Here is a 15436-nt window from a genome sequence, read left to right on the forward strand (position 1 = left end):
AGGGCTTTTTGGTTACATAGATGCAAGAAACTGATGTTTTTATCAAAAACGCATCTTTGGTAATATGAAGAAGAGGAGCGTGATAGCTATGGACAAAGCCTTTTATTACACGGTGGATCACAATCAACTGGAAGAATACAAAAAAATTCTCGATCTGATGAAAATCCCGTATTTCGTCGAGGTACCGGTTGCTCTTTTGCGAAATGGTGCAGATCAGTACGCAATCGTTTTTCCCCATATGTCTGGAAGGCTCTATGAGATGGTGCGAAAGCTTTTTCGCGGGGATGGAACGGCTTATCCGCAGTAATCCACCCCCTATTGCGAAACGACAGAAAAGCCCTTCAGCAATTCTTACGCCAAAGGGCACTGGTTTTGACACTACTTGTTGTCAACGTTAATAAAAGGAGTGGCTCCCCCTGTAACATTTGGCAATTTCCCGTCCCAGCGGCGAATCGCTTCCAGTTGGGCTTCGATTTGCCTCAATTGAATCAACTCAGGTGTAACTTCCTGTTTTTGCAGGCGGAGCGCTTCGGCCTGTGCCTGAGCCTTCGTAATTTCCTGCTCCTTCTCGATTTTGATCCGTTCCAAATCAAGCTTTGACTTGAGCGCTTGCTGCTCGGCGACTTGCTTTGCTTCAATCGCACGGTCAAATTCTTCACTGAATTTAAACTCGCGGATGTTGATTTCGTCCAGGACGATGTAATAAGAAGCAAGCTTCTCCTTCAGCACTTCTTTTACTTTTGCACTTACTTCAGAGCGCTTGGAGATCAATTCTTCTGCCGTATATTGTGCTGTTACCGCTTTCAACGCTTCGGCGATTGCAGGATCGACTATCCTGGCAGCGTAATCCATCCCCACCTCCTGATAAAGCCTGTTGACATTATTGCCATCCAGATGATGGTTGACAGCGATGGTTGTTGCCACGGTCTGCAAATCCCGGGAGGCCGAAGTTTGACTGGTCTCTGATTTTTGGACCCGTACCTCCATCGGAATGACCGTTTGAATAAAGGGAATACGGAAATGAAGACCCTCGTCAAAAACTTGCGGTTGAACGGCTCCCAACTGCAATACAACGCCACGATGCCCCGCCTGGATTATCGTTACCGATTGAAAAATGAGGAAACCGATGATGAGAGCGACAATGATGGTCACAATCGTCTTAGGGGCGCCCAATTTGGGATTGAGCTGTGTCACTTTCTGATTTTCCATTCGCATCTCCTTTATGACTGGCTTTATCTATGTAATACGACAACAGATTTCATAAGTTTCAAAAATTTCACCCTACTCACTATTCGTCGAATGTTTGGTTTGCGGCTCTCGATACAATAGCTCGGCGGTTTTCCTGATCACGGGCAAACAAATAGCCGCCAGTTCTCGCTGAGAAACCTGACGGCAAAAGAGAGATAGACGTGAATAAAAGAGGTACCCTTTTTGACAGCCATATGCTTGTCCAAGGTTGCGTTTGCAAAAGAAATCAGGAAGATATAACTACAGTGAAAAAAATTTGCATAGAGCATTTCTTCTATCAAGCGGAACATCATTGTGACTTTCGACTCTGACATGGGTTTTCAAACGAAATCGCCAAGACTGCTTTTTACTTTTTGTACCAAAACACCCTCAAATAAGCTGGAGGAATAAGTAGCGCTTTCACGCAATAACAGCTCTGAGTCCTGTGGTTCGACAATTCGGCTGCCTGATCGCCATGACAGGTACTGTCAGGATCACACGACTTGGTGAATATACCGTGTACCTCGTTGATCATCCTACAGGTATGGAAAAAATAACACCGCTCATCCCCCCGGAAATCAAACAACGAATTGAAGAGGAAATCAACGGTCTCACTTTTACGAAAAACTTTCGCTCTGCAACAGCGGAAGAGTGGTATGTATTTCTGCCTGGCTTTAAAGACCCGTTGACGGAAGGTGCCGCAGGCAAAGTGATCATCCACTACGATCTGTACGGTAACAGGGATGTCTTTATAAACACAACCATCATTTACGATGATCCGTCACTCCATCAGCCGGAGCTCCATCCTCTGGTCTACCAAATATCCGAAGAATTGGTCAATCGTCTGGTTGGCTACGCCGACACATTGCTTTCCGTTCACGCAGGGGCCAATTCCTATCAGGCAGAATATATAGAGCGCACATGAATCATCGCACATTACTCGCCGCCGCCCCCTGCTTTCTCCGTCTGTGTCTAGAGATTCTGCCTTTGAAGCATTGCGTATGAATGGCCGCTCTTTGGCCATATGACGAACTTGCAGTTCAAGACGAGTAGTCCGCTCCGCTTCTTCCTCGCGATGCATCCAATCAACCAGCCGTTTCCCCCATATGATGATAAAAAACACGCAAACGTGGTGAATCCGTATGGGAATGTACAGGGACAGGAAATCAAGAAAGTTTCCTTGTTTTTACGGAAACTGGTGCGGTCCCGGATGCAGTGGCCCTGAACCGCCGATTGATGACGTGGATGCCTATGCCAAAAGCTTGACCGCAGCCCTGCATCTGCCCTCCCCTTTTCGTCCCCTCAAAGCATGGGGGTTTTTCATTGATAATTCTTCCTTGATGGACGAATAACACTGCCGCCAGAAAGAAATAATATTCCCAATGATATTTTGAATGGAGTGGATGGCATTGTATCGCTTTATAGTCAAGCTGGTAATAAATGGTATCATCTTGGTCCCTTTTATTTACTGGTTTACGGAAGCAACCATATGGGCCAGCATTGTCACATCGGTAGGTTTATCGATCATCGCCTACCTGATCGGCGACCAGCTTATCTTGCGCGCTTCGAATAACCTGATCGCAACTGTTTCCGATGCAATCCTGGCAGCTGTCTACTTATGGGCTGTTTCCGCCTTCATGAATTGGAACTTCAGTTTTGGTGAAATGCTTTTTACGGTAGTAGTGCTTGGTGTTGCCGAGTTTTTTTACCACCGCTTTCTGGGAAGAGTCGACGAGCAGGAAAGACAAGGTACGTAAGCTTCGCTTCAGACACAGTATTATTTCGGCAGTGAATCAACAGCCATTTGGCCAAAAGATCCGGGTGAACAAACGAACCCCTGATCTTTTGGCTTTTTTGTTCCCCTCCATAAAGTTCTGTGTATGATGTGCGGCAAATGACTCGCTCTCCCAGCTTCTTCCGGTTACAATGACAACAGGAGGTGTCGTATAGAATGAAACAGACAACGGAGGTAGTAGCGGTCAGCATTTGATGAATTAAAGGGGGCCGGGTTTACTGTCTCTGCCGGGCAGTTGGGAGAGAATATCACAACACGCGGCATTAACCTGCTTGGGCTGCCAGTAGGTACCAGGCTCCGGCTGGGCGAAACGGCGCTTGTAGAGATTACCGGATTACGCAATCCTTGTGCTCAGTTGGACCGCTTCCTGCCAGGTCTGATGGCAGCACTTTTGGATCACGACGAGCATGGCAACCTGATCCGCAAGGCGGGAATCATGGGAATCGTGCTGGCGGACGGAGAAGTTAAGCCTGGCGATCCAATCTGCGTAGAGCTCCCGCCGGAACCGTACCGACCGCTTGATCGCGTCTGAAAAGTCAGGCACCTACACTACAATGAGAAATAGAATGGGAGAGAAATGAAAATGAATCCACTGCTGCTTGATTTCCCGAGTGAATTTTGCACGGATCGGCTGTTAATCCGAATGCCAAAACCAGGAGACGGCAAAGCTGTTTTCCAAGCGATCACCGCTTCTCTCGAAGAGCTAAAGCCTGTGATGCCTTTCGCCCATCATGAACAGACAGAACAGGATGTAGAAATCAGCATCCGTAAATCTCATTTGGATTTTTTGAAACGGGAGGACTTGCGACTTCTGGTATTTCATAAAGAGTCCGGCGATTTTATCGCCTCATCTGGACTCCATCGCATCAATTGGGCCATCCCCAAGTTTGAGATCGGCTACTGGATCGACACCCGCTTTAGCGGAAACGGATACATGACAGAAGCTGTCCAAGGAATTACCGCCTTTGCCTTTGAGGAATTAAAAGCACGGCGTGTGGAAATTCGGTGTGATCCCCAGAACGTGAAAAGTCGTGCCATTCCGGAAAGATTAGGATTTGTACTGGAAGGGATTTTACGCAACGACTTGCTATCTGTAGACGGAAAGGAATTGAGGGATACCTGTGTGTTTGCCAAAGTAAAATGATGAAAAAGTTCAGTTCCTGGCATCAGGCTTATGACAGCCTGTTGTTTTTTTGTATATAAAAAGAGCAGTAATGACATCAAGTGGACGTCAAGCAAAGGTACCAAAAAAAGTTGGTACTTTTTTCATTCATGTTCTCTTCGGTTTAATGTTTATAGAAAGCATCCCGAATCGGAGTGAACAGATATGCGTCAATCAAGACTATTCGTTTATTACTATATCGTTCTTTCGGCTGTCTTTTGGTTCGGAAGGTTGTATATCATCGAGGCCTATCATATGAAACAGGGTCCTGTTCCGCAAGAAGCTTTTCACACATTAATCGAATGGGTCAGCCTGTTCGCCTTTTTGTATATCGTCCCGCTGTTGGTAGCTGGATTTGTTGGACTGATCCGCTTTGCGAAAAGTAAAGAGCTTCCCCTGTTTCTCGGCGTACTTCTGAGCCTCTTATATATTCCGCTTGCGATTGGAGCCGGTTTTGTTTTGAATTTCATTTTTATCTTGCTGTTTTATGGATTTGCACCTTGATCGTCGAATTTGATTGGGTAATGACTTATGTGGTAATATTTGCTAAACTAAAAGTAACCTGATTAAGGGGTGATGCCAGTGCTGTATGTTTTCGGCGGATTACTTGTTTTGGTTGGTTTAGCATGGTGTCTAAGCGGATCAATTAGTATGAAAAAGCGGGATGAATACGCTCAAAAGCACTCGATGGACGATTCAATCGCTCACCAGACACTAAGTCAGATGCACAACAATCATCACCATTTCTAATGTCTGCGCGCTCTCTCGGGCGCGTTTTTTGTATGCATCTCTCTGATATGTATGCGGGATAGAAATGGGCCCCCTTTCCATGACACTCAAGTGTCCCTGTATAACGTCCAAACTTCCTGAAGAGACTAGCTTTTTGAGGGGGTGACTTGGATGGCAGACCGCGTTGAAAAAGGCAAACAGGAAGCAAACCAAACTGAAACAAACACCGTAACCTCTACCCTGGATGAAAGTGAAATCGTCAGACGTCATCAATACCAGATGTTCCCGACACCAGACGAAGATGAAGCAACGCCAGCAGCTAGGGGAATAACAAAAGTAGATCTCTAACTCTGCAACATGATTCGCGCCTTCACCTAATGCTGTGAAGGTGTTTTTTATGCCGTTCAAAGCAAAGGCCCCTCCTTGGTCACAGCCATAAACTCACCGCCGGAGGGCCTGTTTTTGTTTTTCGCTATTCATGTGTTAACTTAGCAGCACGCTAGGCTACTTCATTTACCTTTTCACCCTGTTTTTCGGGCTCTACAGTTCCTTTGCCTGCGTTTGCAGCCAGACTATGCTCCTTTTTTGTCAGGGAATAGCCATGCATATTGCTACCGTCATGTCCCATCTCCTGCTGCTGACTTTTGTCTTCATTGCCTAGAGACATTTCCTTCACCTCCCCTCGCCTTATTGTCTCCAATTGCAAAAAGCTGACCCCATCTGCATGCCTGTCACTGGTTTATACGCCGTGACGAGTCTGAGCAAGACTTTTGGGAAACAGTAAGAAGACCATAGCTTTCATTTCCAGGCAAATATGTTATGGTAAGAACCAGGAAAGTTGTTCCATATGAAAGAGATGGTTGCCTTCGCTTTCCATTTTTGTTTTTGCATCCACAAGGTATGTACCTTCATCACCATATACGTTATAGGAAGTGGTTCATGATGAAAGCAGTTATCGTCAAAAAGCCAGGCGGTCCCGATCAACTTGAGATTGCCAATTTGCCAATCCCCGAACCAAAGCAAGGAGAATTGCTTGTACGCGTACATGCAGCGGCAGTAAATCGAACCGATATCATTACACGCGAAGGAAAGGCAGGGTATGCCGCAAACCCTGTTTTAGGTGTTGAAATAGCCGGTACAGTTGTAGAAACGAACGGATACAGCTCCCTTTCCGCAGGTGACAGAGTGATGGGATTGGTCAATGGCGGCGGCTATGCCGAGTTTGCCATCATGCCAGCCGATCGGGCAATGAAAATCCCCGAGTCTTTATCGTTTGAAGAAGCGGCATCCATTCCCGAAGTGTTCCTCACTGCCTATCAAACGTTATTTTGGATCGGCAAGCTGCAAAAAAATGAAACCGTCTTAATCCATGCTGGTGCCAGCGGAGTTGGGACAGCCGCCATTCAGTTGGCAAAAAAACTGTGTAACGCAAAAGTAATCGTGACTGCCGGTTCCCAGAGAAAACTGGATTTCTGCCGGGAGTTGGGAGCCGACGTCACGATCAATTACAAAGAGCAGGCATTTGAAGAAGAGGTTCTGAAGTCTACAAACGGGCGCGGTGCCGATTTGATTCTGGACTTTATTGGCGCTGCGTATTGGGAGAAAAACCTGGCGAGTATAAAAAAGGAAGGGCGCTGGGTCCTCATCGGCATTTTAGGCGGAAGTGAAGTGGAAAGCGTACATTTGTTTTCCTTGATGGCGAAATGCGTCCAATTGACAGGGACATTGCTGACGCCAAGAAGCGACGAATACAAAGCTCTTTTAACGAAAGAATTCATGGAAAATGTTGGGGCATATCTGGAAAGAAAAGAAGTACATCCTGTCATCGACACCGTATTTCCGATTGAAATGGTAGATAAAGCTCATGTGTATATGGAAGAGAACCGCAATATCGGGAAGATCATCCTTCAATTCATGGAGTAGTTTTTGAAATGCATAACCGTATTGCAAATGCTTCAACAGAAAAAACCTCACCTGTTTGGGTGAGGTTTCTTTGGTAAGGGTGCCCTGTTCACTATTTCGGTTCAATGCCTTCGGCTATTCGTACGTTTCATCTGTCACAACCTTTATCCCGAGAATGAAAGCTGGCTTATCCGGTTTTCCATGAATCACGTCCGCGTAATAGAAATCCCTCAAAATAAAGCGTGTATAATTCGATTCTTCCGCAATTTTCTTAAGGAAATCGTCTTTCACGATCCCTATCAGTTCCAACGCTTTCATCTCGTCGCCCGAATCATGCAATGGTTCCGCAAATTCTACGTTTATATGGGCAATATTGCCGTCAATGTACATAACAGATACCGTTCCTACGGCATGTTCATAATAATGCCTGATAAACGGGGTCTTTGCTCCCGAACCATATAACGTCCATTCACCTTGCTCTGTTTTGAGCGGTTTTCCGAGCAGTTCCTCTACTCCGCCCGCTTGATCAGGAAGCCCTCGGGTTGATTGTACCAATTTGTTTATGTCCAAGAGAGCAGCGGGCATATCTTCCTCCGTTGGAGCCAGTACAGCCTTTTGTTCTGAGTAAGATGCATCCAACGGCTGGATTTCCTGCTCCTTATCAGTGCTGCAGCCCGTTAAAACAATGATCATTAGCAAAACGTAGGCAATCAGCTTCATGACACCCCTCCCACCATCCAGATTATACCAAATCCTTCAGGGCAATTATACTGGATGCAGTTTAAGCTGGTTCTCCGCCGTCTTTTCGTGAAAGAGCCGAAGCTGCGCCGTTACAACCTTTTTTATTAGGAGCGGAACCGCTCAAAGCTGTAATCGGTTCATTGATCGTTGCAATCATTGTCCGCAATCGGATCGCATCTCTCGACTTCTCCCCTTCTCCTTCTGTATGAGCGCTTGGCTCGGGCCTTTGACGGGCATCGATATCGCGGCATTATCGGACTTTTGTGAATGCTAATCTAATAATTGACCACCTAGTGGTACATCGCTCATAAAAAAGTTGACCACCTGAGCACCTCTTTCCTGTATCTTGTAGTTGTCTAGACAACAAGATATAGGAGGAAAGGAAATGCTTCAGATGGCTAATTATGAGTTTATCAGGAAACAACACTTTCTGCTAGGGAAGTCGATTCGTCAAATTTCTCGCGAAACTGGCTACTCGCGTCAAGTGATACGAAAAGCCTTGACATCAACGGAAATCCCTGTATACCAGCTTTCAAAACCGAAGCCGAAGCCAGTCATTGATTTTGTCAAGCCCATCATCTTGGAATGGCTGCGTCAAGATGAACAGGCTCCCCCGAAGCAGCGTCATACTGCCAAACGTATTTACCAGAGACTCGTTGACGAACATGGATTCACCGGCGGTGAATCTACTGTACGACGCTACGTCAGAGAGTTGCGGGTTTCTCCTCCTAAAGCATTTGTCCCTCTTGATTTCCCGCCAGGGCGATTTGCCCAATTTGACTGGGGTGAGGTTACGGTTCATTTACAAGGGAAACAAGTGAAGGTTCAAGTCTTTTGTATGCGTTGCACATACAGCAGAAAGATTTTCATCAAGACATTTGCTCATCAGAAGCAAGAGGCTCTTCTCCAAGGTCATGTAGATGCTTTTGAATTTTTCGGTGCTGTTCCCCAAGTCATCACATACGACAACCTGACAACAGCCGTTAAGAAGGTATTGGAAGGCAAAAATCGCGAGGAACAAGAGCGATTTATTCAGCTACGTGCCCACTACCTGTTTGAAAGCTATTTCTGTGATCCGGGAAAAGGGCATCAAAAAGGCCAAGTGGAAAACCTCGTACAGTTTGCCCAGAGGCAATTTTTTGCACCTGTTCCTAGTGTTTCTTCTCTGGAGGAGCTAAATCAAATCCTCCTCGAAAAATGTATCTCTTACGAGAATACAACCGTTCCCCGGTCTTCCCTAACGGTTGGAGAAGCATTTGTTCAAGAGTTGCCCATCATGCTTCCATTGCCTCCACGGCCATTGGATTGTTTCCGTGTTGTACCCGTGAAAAGCAATACGCTATCCATGATCCACATTGAAAAAAATGCCTATTCCGTCCCGGTTTCCTATGCATCGACCCAACTTATTTGCCGAGTATTTGCTGAAAAAATTGAGGTGTATCACGGAAAAAGCCTGATTGCGACGCATGAGCGGTGCTTGGAAAAAGGAAAGGAGATTTTGCAATACGATCATTATCTGGATTTACTTCTTATTCGCCCAGGAGCAGTTCTTTATGCTAGACCATTGCATCAGGCAGGATTACCCGCCATTTACCAAAAGTTCTTGGACAAGTGCCGTAACCGACCAGGAGGGATGAAGGAGTTCGTTCGACTCTTGCTTTTGCACCGTGAATTCGATACTTCTCTCGTCGAAGAAGCACTGGGGGAGGCCTGCCAAAAAGGGATGTTCCAGTATGATGCCGTAAGGCAATTATTGTTTCAGCGAACATTGCCGGAACACCGTTTGCCCCAACTCTCGTTGGCGGAGGATAGCTCTGTTCCACGTATTCAGGTAAAGGCCCCAGATCTTAGCCAGTACAATCGTTTGTTACAGAAAAGGAGTGTGGTTCATTGAGTACGAGTTTCCTGCTTGAAACCTACGCGAAACGCCTTCGCTTACCTGCGATTAAACGTGTCTATAAGGAAATCGCCCATGATGCTGCTGAACGGCAAATTCCCTACGAGGAGTTCCTCTTAGCCCTACTAGAGCAAGAAGTTCAGCAAAGGGATGCTAACCAAATCGCGAGTCGCATCAAGCACGCCAAATTCCCTTCTATGAAAACGCTCGATCAATTTGAATTCTCGGCGATTCCGTCCCTCAATAAGCCCAAATTGCTTCAACTGGCTCGTTGTGAGTACATCGAAAAGGCAGAGAACATCATGTTTATCGGAAACTCTGGCACTGGCAAAACTCATCTCTCCATTGCACTCGGGAAGGAAGCTTGCCATCATGGCTATTCCGTTCAGTTTTGGACTGCCGCTAAAATATGTAACGAGCTTATGGAAGCTCAGTCCCAAAAGCGAATCCTCCAGCTAGAGAGGCAATGGTTGAAAACAGATTTGATTATTTTGGATGAAGTCGGGTTTGTCCCTCTGAGTCGGACCGGGGCGGAGTTATTATTCCAATTTTGTGCGGCCCGCTATGAGAAAGGAAGCATGATCATTACCAGTAATCTGGAATTTACGGAATGGACACAGATTTTCAAAGATGAGCAAATGACGTCAGCCCTGGTTGATCGGCTTACCCATCGTGCCCATATCTTTGCAATGAATGGAGACAGCTATCGCTTTAAGCAGAGCATTCAAAGATCGTGATCATGAAAAAGTTACCCACCCGACGGGTGGATTGATTTTTGCCATGGTGGTCAATTTTTTGATGAGCACGGTGGTCAACATTTTGATTGACATTCACAGGCGGATGAAAACGAGGAAATTATTACCTTTTACGGTTGAAACCAGATGTAACTTGGGATAAAATTAACATAAAATTACAAATTTGGGGTGTGGAATGATGAAGAAGATCGCTGCGATTGTTTTTTCTGTCATGCTGGTTCTGTCTGTATCGAGTGCTGCGCTTGCTGCCAAGCCAGCGGAAGTTCGTCCATCGTGTGCGATGGTTCCATGGTGTGTGATTATGAATTAAGAACTTACAGGACTCTTATGAGGGGGGCTTCATGTGCCCTTTGGACTGAAGAAAACCCCGACAAAATGTGGGGGTTCTATCTGGGCTGGCACCTTACTTACAGGTGTCCGCTCTTTCTTTTTTTGAAAACCTGTCATCATGTCTACCATTCCATACGGAAAGGAGGGTCTGTCAAGATTTTTGTGTAAACTCAATCAACCGATATATGAACAGGTTTCATCCCCCTAATTGGGACATCTTTTTCGGAGCCAATAGAGTCAAGGGCGTGAGGCGAAGCGAACCCTTGACGCGTTGGTGGAGAGAAAGATAATCCCTTCGGGGATGAAGCCTTTCATTTGCTAACGGATGTACGGCTGTACCCGATCTTCAAAGAAAACGGATAGCTGTAAGAGAATCTGGCCCCAGTTCTGGACTCGTCCCGTCCATTTTCGCAGAACATCCATGGTTACGAGATATAACATCTTCAAAAGGGCATCGTCTGTGGGAAACATGGCTTTTCCCTTTGTCACCTTTCGAAGCTGTCGATGATAACTCTCGATGACGTTAGTTGTATAGATCAGCTTTCGAATCTCGGGAGGATATTTAAAGAAAGTGGCGATCTCGTCCCAGTTATTCCGCCAGGAACGAACCATCAAGGGATATTTACTGCCCCAGGTTTGTTCAAACTGCTCAAGCTCTTCCAACGCGGCTTGCTCCGTTGGAGCTTTATAGATGGGTTTTAGCTCGGACGTGATCTTTTTGAGATCCTTATAGGAAACATATTTGATGGAATTTCGGATTTGATGGATGACACACTTCTGAATCTCCGTTTTCGGATAACATGCTGAAATGGCTTCTGTAAAGCCACGAAGGTTATCGACGCTTGTAATAAGAATATCCTGGACCCCACGATTTTTCAGTTCATTGAGTACATGCAGCCAGAATTTTGCCGATTCATTCTCCCCAATCCAGATCCCAAGCACATCTTTATGACCGTCAAGGTCAATACCAATTACCATATAGGCTGCTTTATTGACGATAGCTCCGTCCTGTTTTACCTTAAAGTGGATGGCGTCAAGGAAAACAACAGCATAAACCGCTTGCAAGGGGCGATTTTGCCACTCTTTGATCATCGGTACAATCTTATTGGTTACATTCGATATGAGCGTTGGTGAGACTTCGATGCCATAGAGCTGCTGCAGATGGTCTTGGATATCGCGTGTGGATACGCCTTTGGCATAGAGGGCAAGAATTTGATCTTCGATCCCTGTCACGTTGGACTGATGTTTCTTTACAATGTTTGGCTCAAAATCACCCTCTCGATCTCGAGGGACTTGGATGTCGACATCCCCGTACTCAGAACGGACGGTTTTCTTGCTATACCCATTGCGGCTGTTGGTTGTCCGCTTGTTTTTCATGTCATGCTTGGCGTATCCAAGAGAAGACTCGATTTCAGCTTCCAGCATTTCTTGGATTGTGTCTGCGAATAGATCCTTTAACGCTGACTGTACGTCGTCCACTGACTTCATGTTTTTCTCTTTGATCCACTGCTTGATCTGCTCTTTTGACATCATAAAAATCTCCCAACCTTTCTACTCCTAATTGTAGTTTAGAGGTTGAGAGTTTACACAAAATATTTTACAGACTCGGAAAGGAGCGTGAAGGAGTGGATTCCGCATGATCGATATCGTATCAATCATTTTGATTACAGTTCTCCTCGTTAGTTGGGGTTTTATCGTAAACTCCCATTCGCTTCGTAAAAAATGGATTTATGTACTGATAACATTCGTCATGTTTTGGGGGATTGTTGAATTGATAGACTACCTTGCCCCTTCATCCCCTCACTATGAATAATCAATTACCCGTGACGCTAGCTTATTTACTTTTTTTTGTAAAAATGGCTATTGCCTCGGGTACTCTCCCTCCGCAAAGATACATTGAATGAAAAACTTCTGGAGTCCCCTATCCCGCTTGTAAGCAACCCTGAATTTTTTATTCAGGCCTCATTAAACGCTATATCCAGATCGTCGTCCCAAGAAAGAAAACCACCATGGCGCATAGCACCAATCATCAACACGCTCAACACGGTAAAAACATCAAAAAAGAAGCTTATTTTCTGTTCCTGAGAGCAGCCTTTGTATATTTGCCGTATGCCTGAAAACAACCATAAGCGCCATTAGGCACGCAAATATATAAAAATACAAGGTATTCCCAAAAACAGGAATAAATGAAATAACCGCAAAAAGCACTGTTGCACATATTGTGCCTAAAGAAACATAACGGGTCAAAGCTACTATTATCACAAAAAAGCCAAGGCATAAAAGGGCCATCACCCAGTCAACCATGAACAGCACAGCCACTGCTGTAAGTGCTCCCTTGCCCCCTTTAAAGCCAAAATATACCGGCCAGTTATGCCCAATAACCGCTCCTGCGCCTGCCGCTAAAAGGCTTACGCATTCTTTAGCCTCTCCCGAATAAAAGTAAACGCCAATGTACAAGCCTATCATACAGGCAATGATCCCTTTTAATATATCTCCCGCAAGAACTAACACCGCAGCAGATTTCCCAAGTACCCTCAGCGTATTGGTAAGTCCGGCGCTTTTGCTTCCATGGCTTCTTATGTCCGTGCCGTATATGTTCCCTACAATTACTGCGGTATTCAGGCTGCCCAAAAGGTAGCCCAAAATTAAGGCTGCCAAAAGCTTTATAATATCAATCATCGCTCTTCTCCCTTGGAGTATTCTCATTTTCTTTTATTTATCCATCTATACAGGGTTCATCCGCCGTCAAACCTGCCTCCTTTACCCATTGGTTATATCAATGAATGACTGCGGCCAAATATTTTGCCAAGCATATTTATGAACCCTTGCCAAGCAAATAGAATATATAGGGATGTTTTCTCTCATATTTGCCATTCTTTGGAGGTGTTCTCTCTCAGAATTCTTACATTCGGTAATTTTCAGATATTTTTGTTTCCTGGCTTCATTATAACATATCTCTTATTTTTTCAGATGTTCTCGCAAGTTTAAAGGGAGGGATTTTGCCGACGAGCGAATCCGATCTGGTTGTAAATTCGAGCCGTTTCCTGGGCTTCCTCTCCCCTTCTCCGTGTCTCTTTACGGTTTAGCTTCGGCAGAAAAGACATCTGTGCGCTCATCTTCCGTACCCCCTCGCGTTTTGCCATGGTATAACGTTGGTAGCGTATATTGGATTGTCAACACCTGACTAGACAGATTTCTTAAGTGCCTTCTCTTTGTACGCTAATGGGCTTAGATATCCTAGTGTGGAATGAATCCTAGCTTCGTTAAACCATTTGACGTATGTTCCTAGCTCTTGCTTTAACTGAGATAGCGATTCAAATTTGCGATTTCTCACGAACTCGGCTTTGATCAGCTTAAAGGTTGCCTCCGCAACTGCATTGTCATAGGGACAGCCTTTCATACTCAATGAACGCTTGATCTTGAACGTGTTGATCACTTCATCAATCGTGAGATTTCTAAACTCACTGCCACGATCTGTGTGAAAAAGCTGGATTTGGCGTAGATCTCCTTTTACGCTTGCCAATGCTTGATAGACTAGTGCGGCATCTTTAAATTTTCCGCAGCTGTAACCGATGATCTCCCGATTAAATAAGTCCACGAGCAAACAAATATAGTGCCATTTATTGGCGACCCGAACGTATGTCAAGTCACTCACAACGGCTTCCAGTGGTGCTTCTTTCGCAAACTCGCGATTCAGTTCGTTCTGGATCGGCGATTCGTTACATGACGACATATGCGGTTTATACTGCGCCACTGTATAGACCGAGACCAAGCCGTTTTTCTTCATCAGACGTCCAATGCGCCGTCTGGAAACCGTCATTCCCTCTTCTTGAAGCTTTGCTTTGATTTTCCTTGCTCCATACACGCGCTGATTCTCTTCAAAAATACGGATAATTGCTTGTTCCACTTCATCATTGACAGATGATTGCTCATTGCTCTCGTAGTAGTAGGTACTCCTATTGACCTGAAGGATCTTGCACATGGCCGATATGGGATACTTATGAGCGTTTTGCTGGATTACCGTTATTTTCGTCCGAAGATCAGCGCTGCTTGCTTTAAAATATCGTTTTCCATCTTCAACCGTTGGATTTCCTTACGCAGCGCTATGAGTTCCTTTTCTTCCTCGGTTCGGTTGTCTTTTTCTTTGAAAGAACCTGTTGTTCTACTCTGTTTGACCCAACGGTCAAACGCAGATGCACTCAGATCATATTCTCTCAAAATATCTGCACGCGGTTTCCCATTCTCGTAAAGTTGAACCATCTGCTGCTTGAACTCGTCTGTAAATGACCGACGCTCACGTTTCTGCATGACATTCTCTCCGTTCCTTGTCGATTTGATTTCAATCTACTAGACCTTAAGAGAATTGTCCAATTCAGTGTAGCCGATCCATATACTTTCGATCTCCAGCATGGGGACTTTTCTTTTTCTGCCTCATACCTCTTCTGCTACCGTTAGTTGCGGAAGGGGGTGAGAACTATGACCAAGCGTCTGTACTTTTTTGTAAGTCTCCATGACGCGCTGCGAATCAGTAATGAACTTTCACAACTCGGTGTAAGTCGTTACCATGTACAGCCACACGATTTGGAAGTCGCTTTTGTTTTTGAACGTGTGTCAGAAGTTACACAGGTCGTCTTGAGGCGTTTGTTTGGTACAGATGGTGTGTCACAACAAGACTAACCCAGCAGCTGGTGTTTCCTCGAATGAGGGGCACCAGCTCCGTATTTCCATCGAAATATTGTGTTAAGCTTCGATATCTCATGAAAAAATGCTGTTTACAGAATCTCCCTAAAATGATACGTTATTGTCAGAACTTTCTGTGAGGAGGTGATCCGATGAAAAAGTTGCTTGCTGTTGTTTTTTCTGTGGTAATGGTTATGTCTGTAACTGCTGGTGCTACA

17 protein-coding genes and 1 pseudogene are annotated in these 15436 nt (G+C 45.3%); 11 read left to right on the forward strand and 7 right to left on the reverse strand.

Features of this window, described 5'->3' with window-relative positions; translation table 11 throughout:
• The first annotated feature begins 88 nt into the window (after positions 1–88).
• Positions 89–307, forward strand: coding sequence for a hypothetical protein (locus NSQ24_RS14400; protein WP_003390524.1), 219 nt, complete (start codon positions 89–91; stop codon positions 305–307).
• Between the two features lie 71 nt (positions 308–378).
• Here NSQ24_RS14400 and NSQ24_RS14405 read toward each other — a convergent pair whose 3' ends face one another.
• A complete protein-coding gene (locus NSQ24_RS14405; protein WP_024983643.1) occupies positions 379–1209 on the reverse strand; it encodes a prohibitin family protein in 831 nt (276 codons plus the stop codon).
• Positions 1210–1771: 562 nt separating this feature from the next.
• Between NSQ24_RS14405 and NSQ24_RS14410 the strand changes: the two genes are divergently transcribed.
• The 6 genes and pseudogenes from NSQ24_RS14410 (at position 1772) to NSQ24_RS14435 (ending at position 5261) form a co-directional block, all read left to right on the forward strand.
• The gene (locus NSQ24_RS14410; protein WP_024983645.1) at positions 1772–2152 is read left to right on the forward strand and encodes a hypothetical protein; all 381 of its coding nucleotides are present in this window, start codon (positions 1772–1774) and stop codon (positions 2150–2152) included.
• Positions 2153–2636: 484 nt separating this feature from the next.
• Positions 2637–2984, forward strand: a complete 348-nt coding sequence (locus tag NSQ24_RS14415) for a DUF2512 family protein (RefSeq protein WP_024983646.1) — start codon at positions 2637–2639, stop codon at positions 2982–2984.
• 246 nt (positions 2985–3230) lie between these two features.
• Positions 3231–3554 (forward strand): annotated as a pseudogene (locus NSQ24_RS14420) (MOSC domain-containing protein); the annotation flags it as partial.
• A gap of 51 nt (positions 3555–3605) precedes the next feature.
• A complete protein-coding gene (locus NSQ24_RS14425) occupies positions 3606–4166 on the forward strand; it encodes a GNAT family N-acetyltransferase (RefSeq protein ID WP_003390532.1) in 561 nt (186 codons plus the stop codon).
• A 183-nt stretch (positions 4167–4349) separates the two neighbouring features.
• Positions 4350–4688: a hypothetical protein gene (locus tag NSQ24_RS14430; protein ID WP_003390533.1), complete on the forward strand. Its 339-nt coding sequence runs from the start codon at positions 4350–4352 to the stop codon at positions 4686–4688.
• 396 nt (positions 4689–5084) lie between these two features.
• Entirely contained in the window at positions 5085–5261 is a 177-nt protein-coding gene (locus tag NSQ24_RS14435; RefSeq protein ID WP_170208387.1) for a hypothetical protein, read from the forward strand.
• A 151-nt stretch (positions 5262–5412) separates the two neighbouring features.
• Here the strand turns inward: NSQ24_RS14435 and NSQ24_RS14440 are convergent, their stop codons facing one another.
• The gene (locus tag NSQ24_RS14440) at positions 5413–5580 is read right to left on the reverse strand and encodes a hypothetical protein (protein WP_339166082.1); all 168 of its coding nucleotides are present in this window, start codon (positions 5578–5580) and stop codon (positions 5413–5415) included.
• 275 nt (positions 5581–5855) lie between these two features.
• On the opposite strand from NSQ24_RS14440, the gene NSQ24_RS14445 reads away from it, so the two are divergent.
• Positions 5856–6836, forward strand: a complete 981-nt coding sequence (locus NSQ24_RS14445) for an NAD(P)H-quinone oxidoreductase (RefSeq protein ID WP_003390534.1) — start codon at positions 5856–5858, stop codon at positions 6834–6836.
• Between the two features lie 114 nt (positions 6837–6950).
• On the opposite strand, the gene NSQ24_RS14450 is transcribed toward NSQ24_RS14445, so the two are convergent.
• A complete protein-coding gene (locus NSQ24_RS14450) occupies positions 6951–7535 on the reverse strand; it encodes a hypothetical protein (RefSeq protein ID WP_024983650.1) in 585 nt (194 codons plus the stop codon).
• A 406-nt stretch (positions 7536–7941) separates the two neighbouring features.
• On the opposite strand from NSQ24_RS14450, the gene istA reads away from it, so the two are divergent.
• The gene (gene istA / locus NSQ24_RS14455; RefSeq protein ID WP_251256056.1) at positions 7942–9450 is read left to right on the forward strand and encodes an IS21 family transposase; all 1509 of its coding nucleotides are present in this window, start codon (positions 7942–7944) and stop codon (positions 9448–9450) included.
• Positions 9447–10190, forward strand: a complete 744-nt coding sequence (gene istB / locus NSQ24_RS14460; protein WP_025846873.1) for an IS21-like element helper ATPase IstB — start codon at positions 9447–9449, stop codon at positions 10188–10190. The genes istA and istB overlap by 4 nt, the downstream gene beginning before the upstream one ends.
• Before the next feature lie 666 nt (positions 10191–10856).
• Here the strand turns inward: istB and NSQ24_RS14465 are convergent.
• The 4 genes from NSQ24_RS14465 to NSQ24_RS14480 all read right to left on the reverse strand — a co-directional run bounded on the left by NSQ24_RS14465 (position 10857) and on the right by NSQ24_RS14480 (position 14846).
• Positions 10857–12071 carry an IS256 family transposase gene (locus tag NSQ24_RS14465; protein ID WP_338462527.1) on the reverse strand — a complete coding sequence of 405 codons (1215 nt, stop codon included), beginning with the start codon at positions 12069–12071 and terminating at the stop codon, positions 10857–10859.
• A 522-nt stretch (positions 12072–12593) separates the two neighbouring features.
• Entirely contained in the window at positions 12594–13217 is a 624-nt protein-coding gene (gene plsY, locus NSQ24_RS14470; RefSeq protein WP_003390540.1) for a glycerol-3-phosphate 1-O-acyltransferase PlsY, read from the reverse strand.
• 305 nt (positions 13218–13522) lie between these two features.
• Complete coding sequence (locus NSQ24_RS14475) at positions 13523–13654, reverse strand: hypothetical protein (protein WP_264484574.1); 132 nt, start codon at positions 13652–13654, stop codon at positions 13523–13525.
• A 68-nt stretch (positions 13655–13722) separates the two neighbouring features.
• A protein-coding gene (locus NSQ24_RS14480) for an IS3 family transposase (protein WP_339166086.1) occupies positions 13723–14846 on the reverse strand; the annotation gives its coding sequence in 2 pieces (ribosomal slippage) (positions 13723–14597 and positions 14597–14846; 1125 coding nt in all).
• 168 nt (positions 14847–15014) lie between these two features.
• On the opposite strand from NSQ24_RS14480, the gene NSQ24_RS14485 reads away from it, so the two are divergent.
• Positions 15015–15215, forward strand: a complete 201-nt coding sequence (locus tag NSQ24_RS14485) for a hypothetical protein (RefSeq protein ID WP_003390542.1) — start codon at positions 15015–15017, stop codon at positions 15213–15215.
• The last annotated feature ends 221 nt before the right edge of the window (positions 15216–15436 follow it).

The organism is Brevibacillus sp. FSL L8-0520 (genome assembly GCF_037963895.1).
GTDB classification, from domain to species: Bacteria; Bacillota; Bacilli; order Brevibacillales; family Brevibacillaceae; genus Brevibacillus; species Brevibacillus borstelensis.

Coding starts and splice junctions, on each gene's coding strand:
- istA (WP_251256056.1), top strand. CDS start 7,942: ATGCTTCAGATGGCTAATTATGAGTTTATCAGGAAACAACACTTTCTG.
- NSQ24_RS14400 (WP_003390524.1), top strand. CDS start 89: ATGGACAAAGCCTTTTATTACACGGTGGATCACAATCAACTGGAAGAA.
- NSQ24_RS14485 (WP_003390542.1), top strand. CDS start 15,015: ATGACCAAGCGTCTGTACTTTTTTGTAAGTCTCCATGACGCGCTGCGA.
- NSQ24_RS14430 (WP_003390533.1), top strand. CDS start 4,350: ATGCGTCAATCAAGACTATTCGTTTATTACTATATCGTTCTTTCGGCT.
- NSQ24_RS14465 (WP_338462527.1), bottom strand. CDS start 12,071: ATGATGTCAAAAGAGCAGATCAAGCAGTGGATCAAAGAGAAAAACATG.
- plsY (WP_003390540.1), bottom strand. CDS start 13,217: ATGATTGATATTATAAAGCTTTTGGCAGCCTTAATTTTGGGCTACCTT.
- NSQ24_RS14425 (WP_003390532.1), top strand. CDS start 3,606: ATGAATCCACTGCTGCTTGATTTCCCGAGTGAATTTTGCACGGATCGG.
- NSQ24_RS14440 (WP_339166082.1), bottom strand. CDS start 5,580: ATGTCTCTAGGCAATGAAGACAAAAGTCAGCAGCAGGAGATGGGACAT.
- NSQ24_RS14405 (WP_024983643.1), bottom strand. CDS start 1,209: ATGGAAAATCAGAAAGTGACACAGCTCAATCCCAAATTGGGCGCCCCT.
- NSQ24_RS14445 (WP_003390534.1), top strand. CDS start 5,856: ATGAAAGCAGTTATCGTCAAAAAGCCAGGCGGTCCCGATCAACTTGAG.
- NSQ24_RS14410 (WP_024983645.1), top strand. CDS start 1,772: ATGGAAAAAATAACACCGCTCATCCCCCCGGAAATCAAACAACGAATT.
- NSQ24_RS14435 (WP_170208387.1), top strand. CDS start 5,085: ATGGCAGACCGCGTTGAAAAAGGCAAACAGGAAGCAAACCAAACTGAA.
- NSQ24_RS14450 (WP_024983650.1), bottom strand. CDS start 7,535: ATGAAGCTGATTGCCTACGTTTTGCTAATGATCATTGTTTTAACGGGC.
- NSQ24_RS14475 (WP_264484574.1), bottom strand. CDS start 13,654: ATGAGCGCACAGATGTCTTTTCTGCCGAAGCTAAACCGTAAAGAGACA.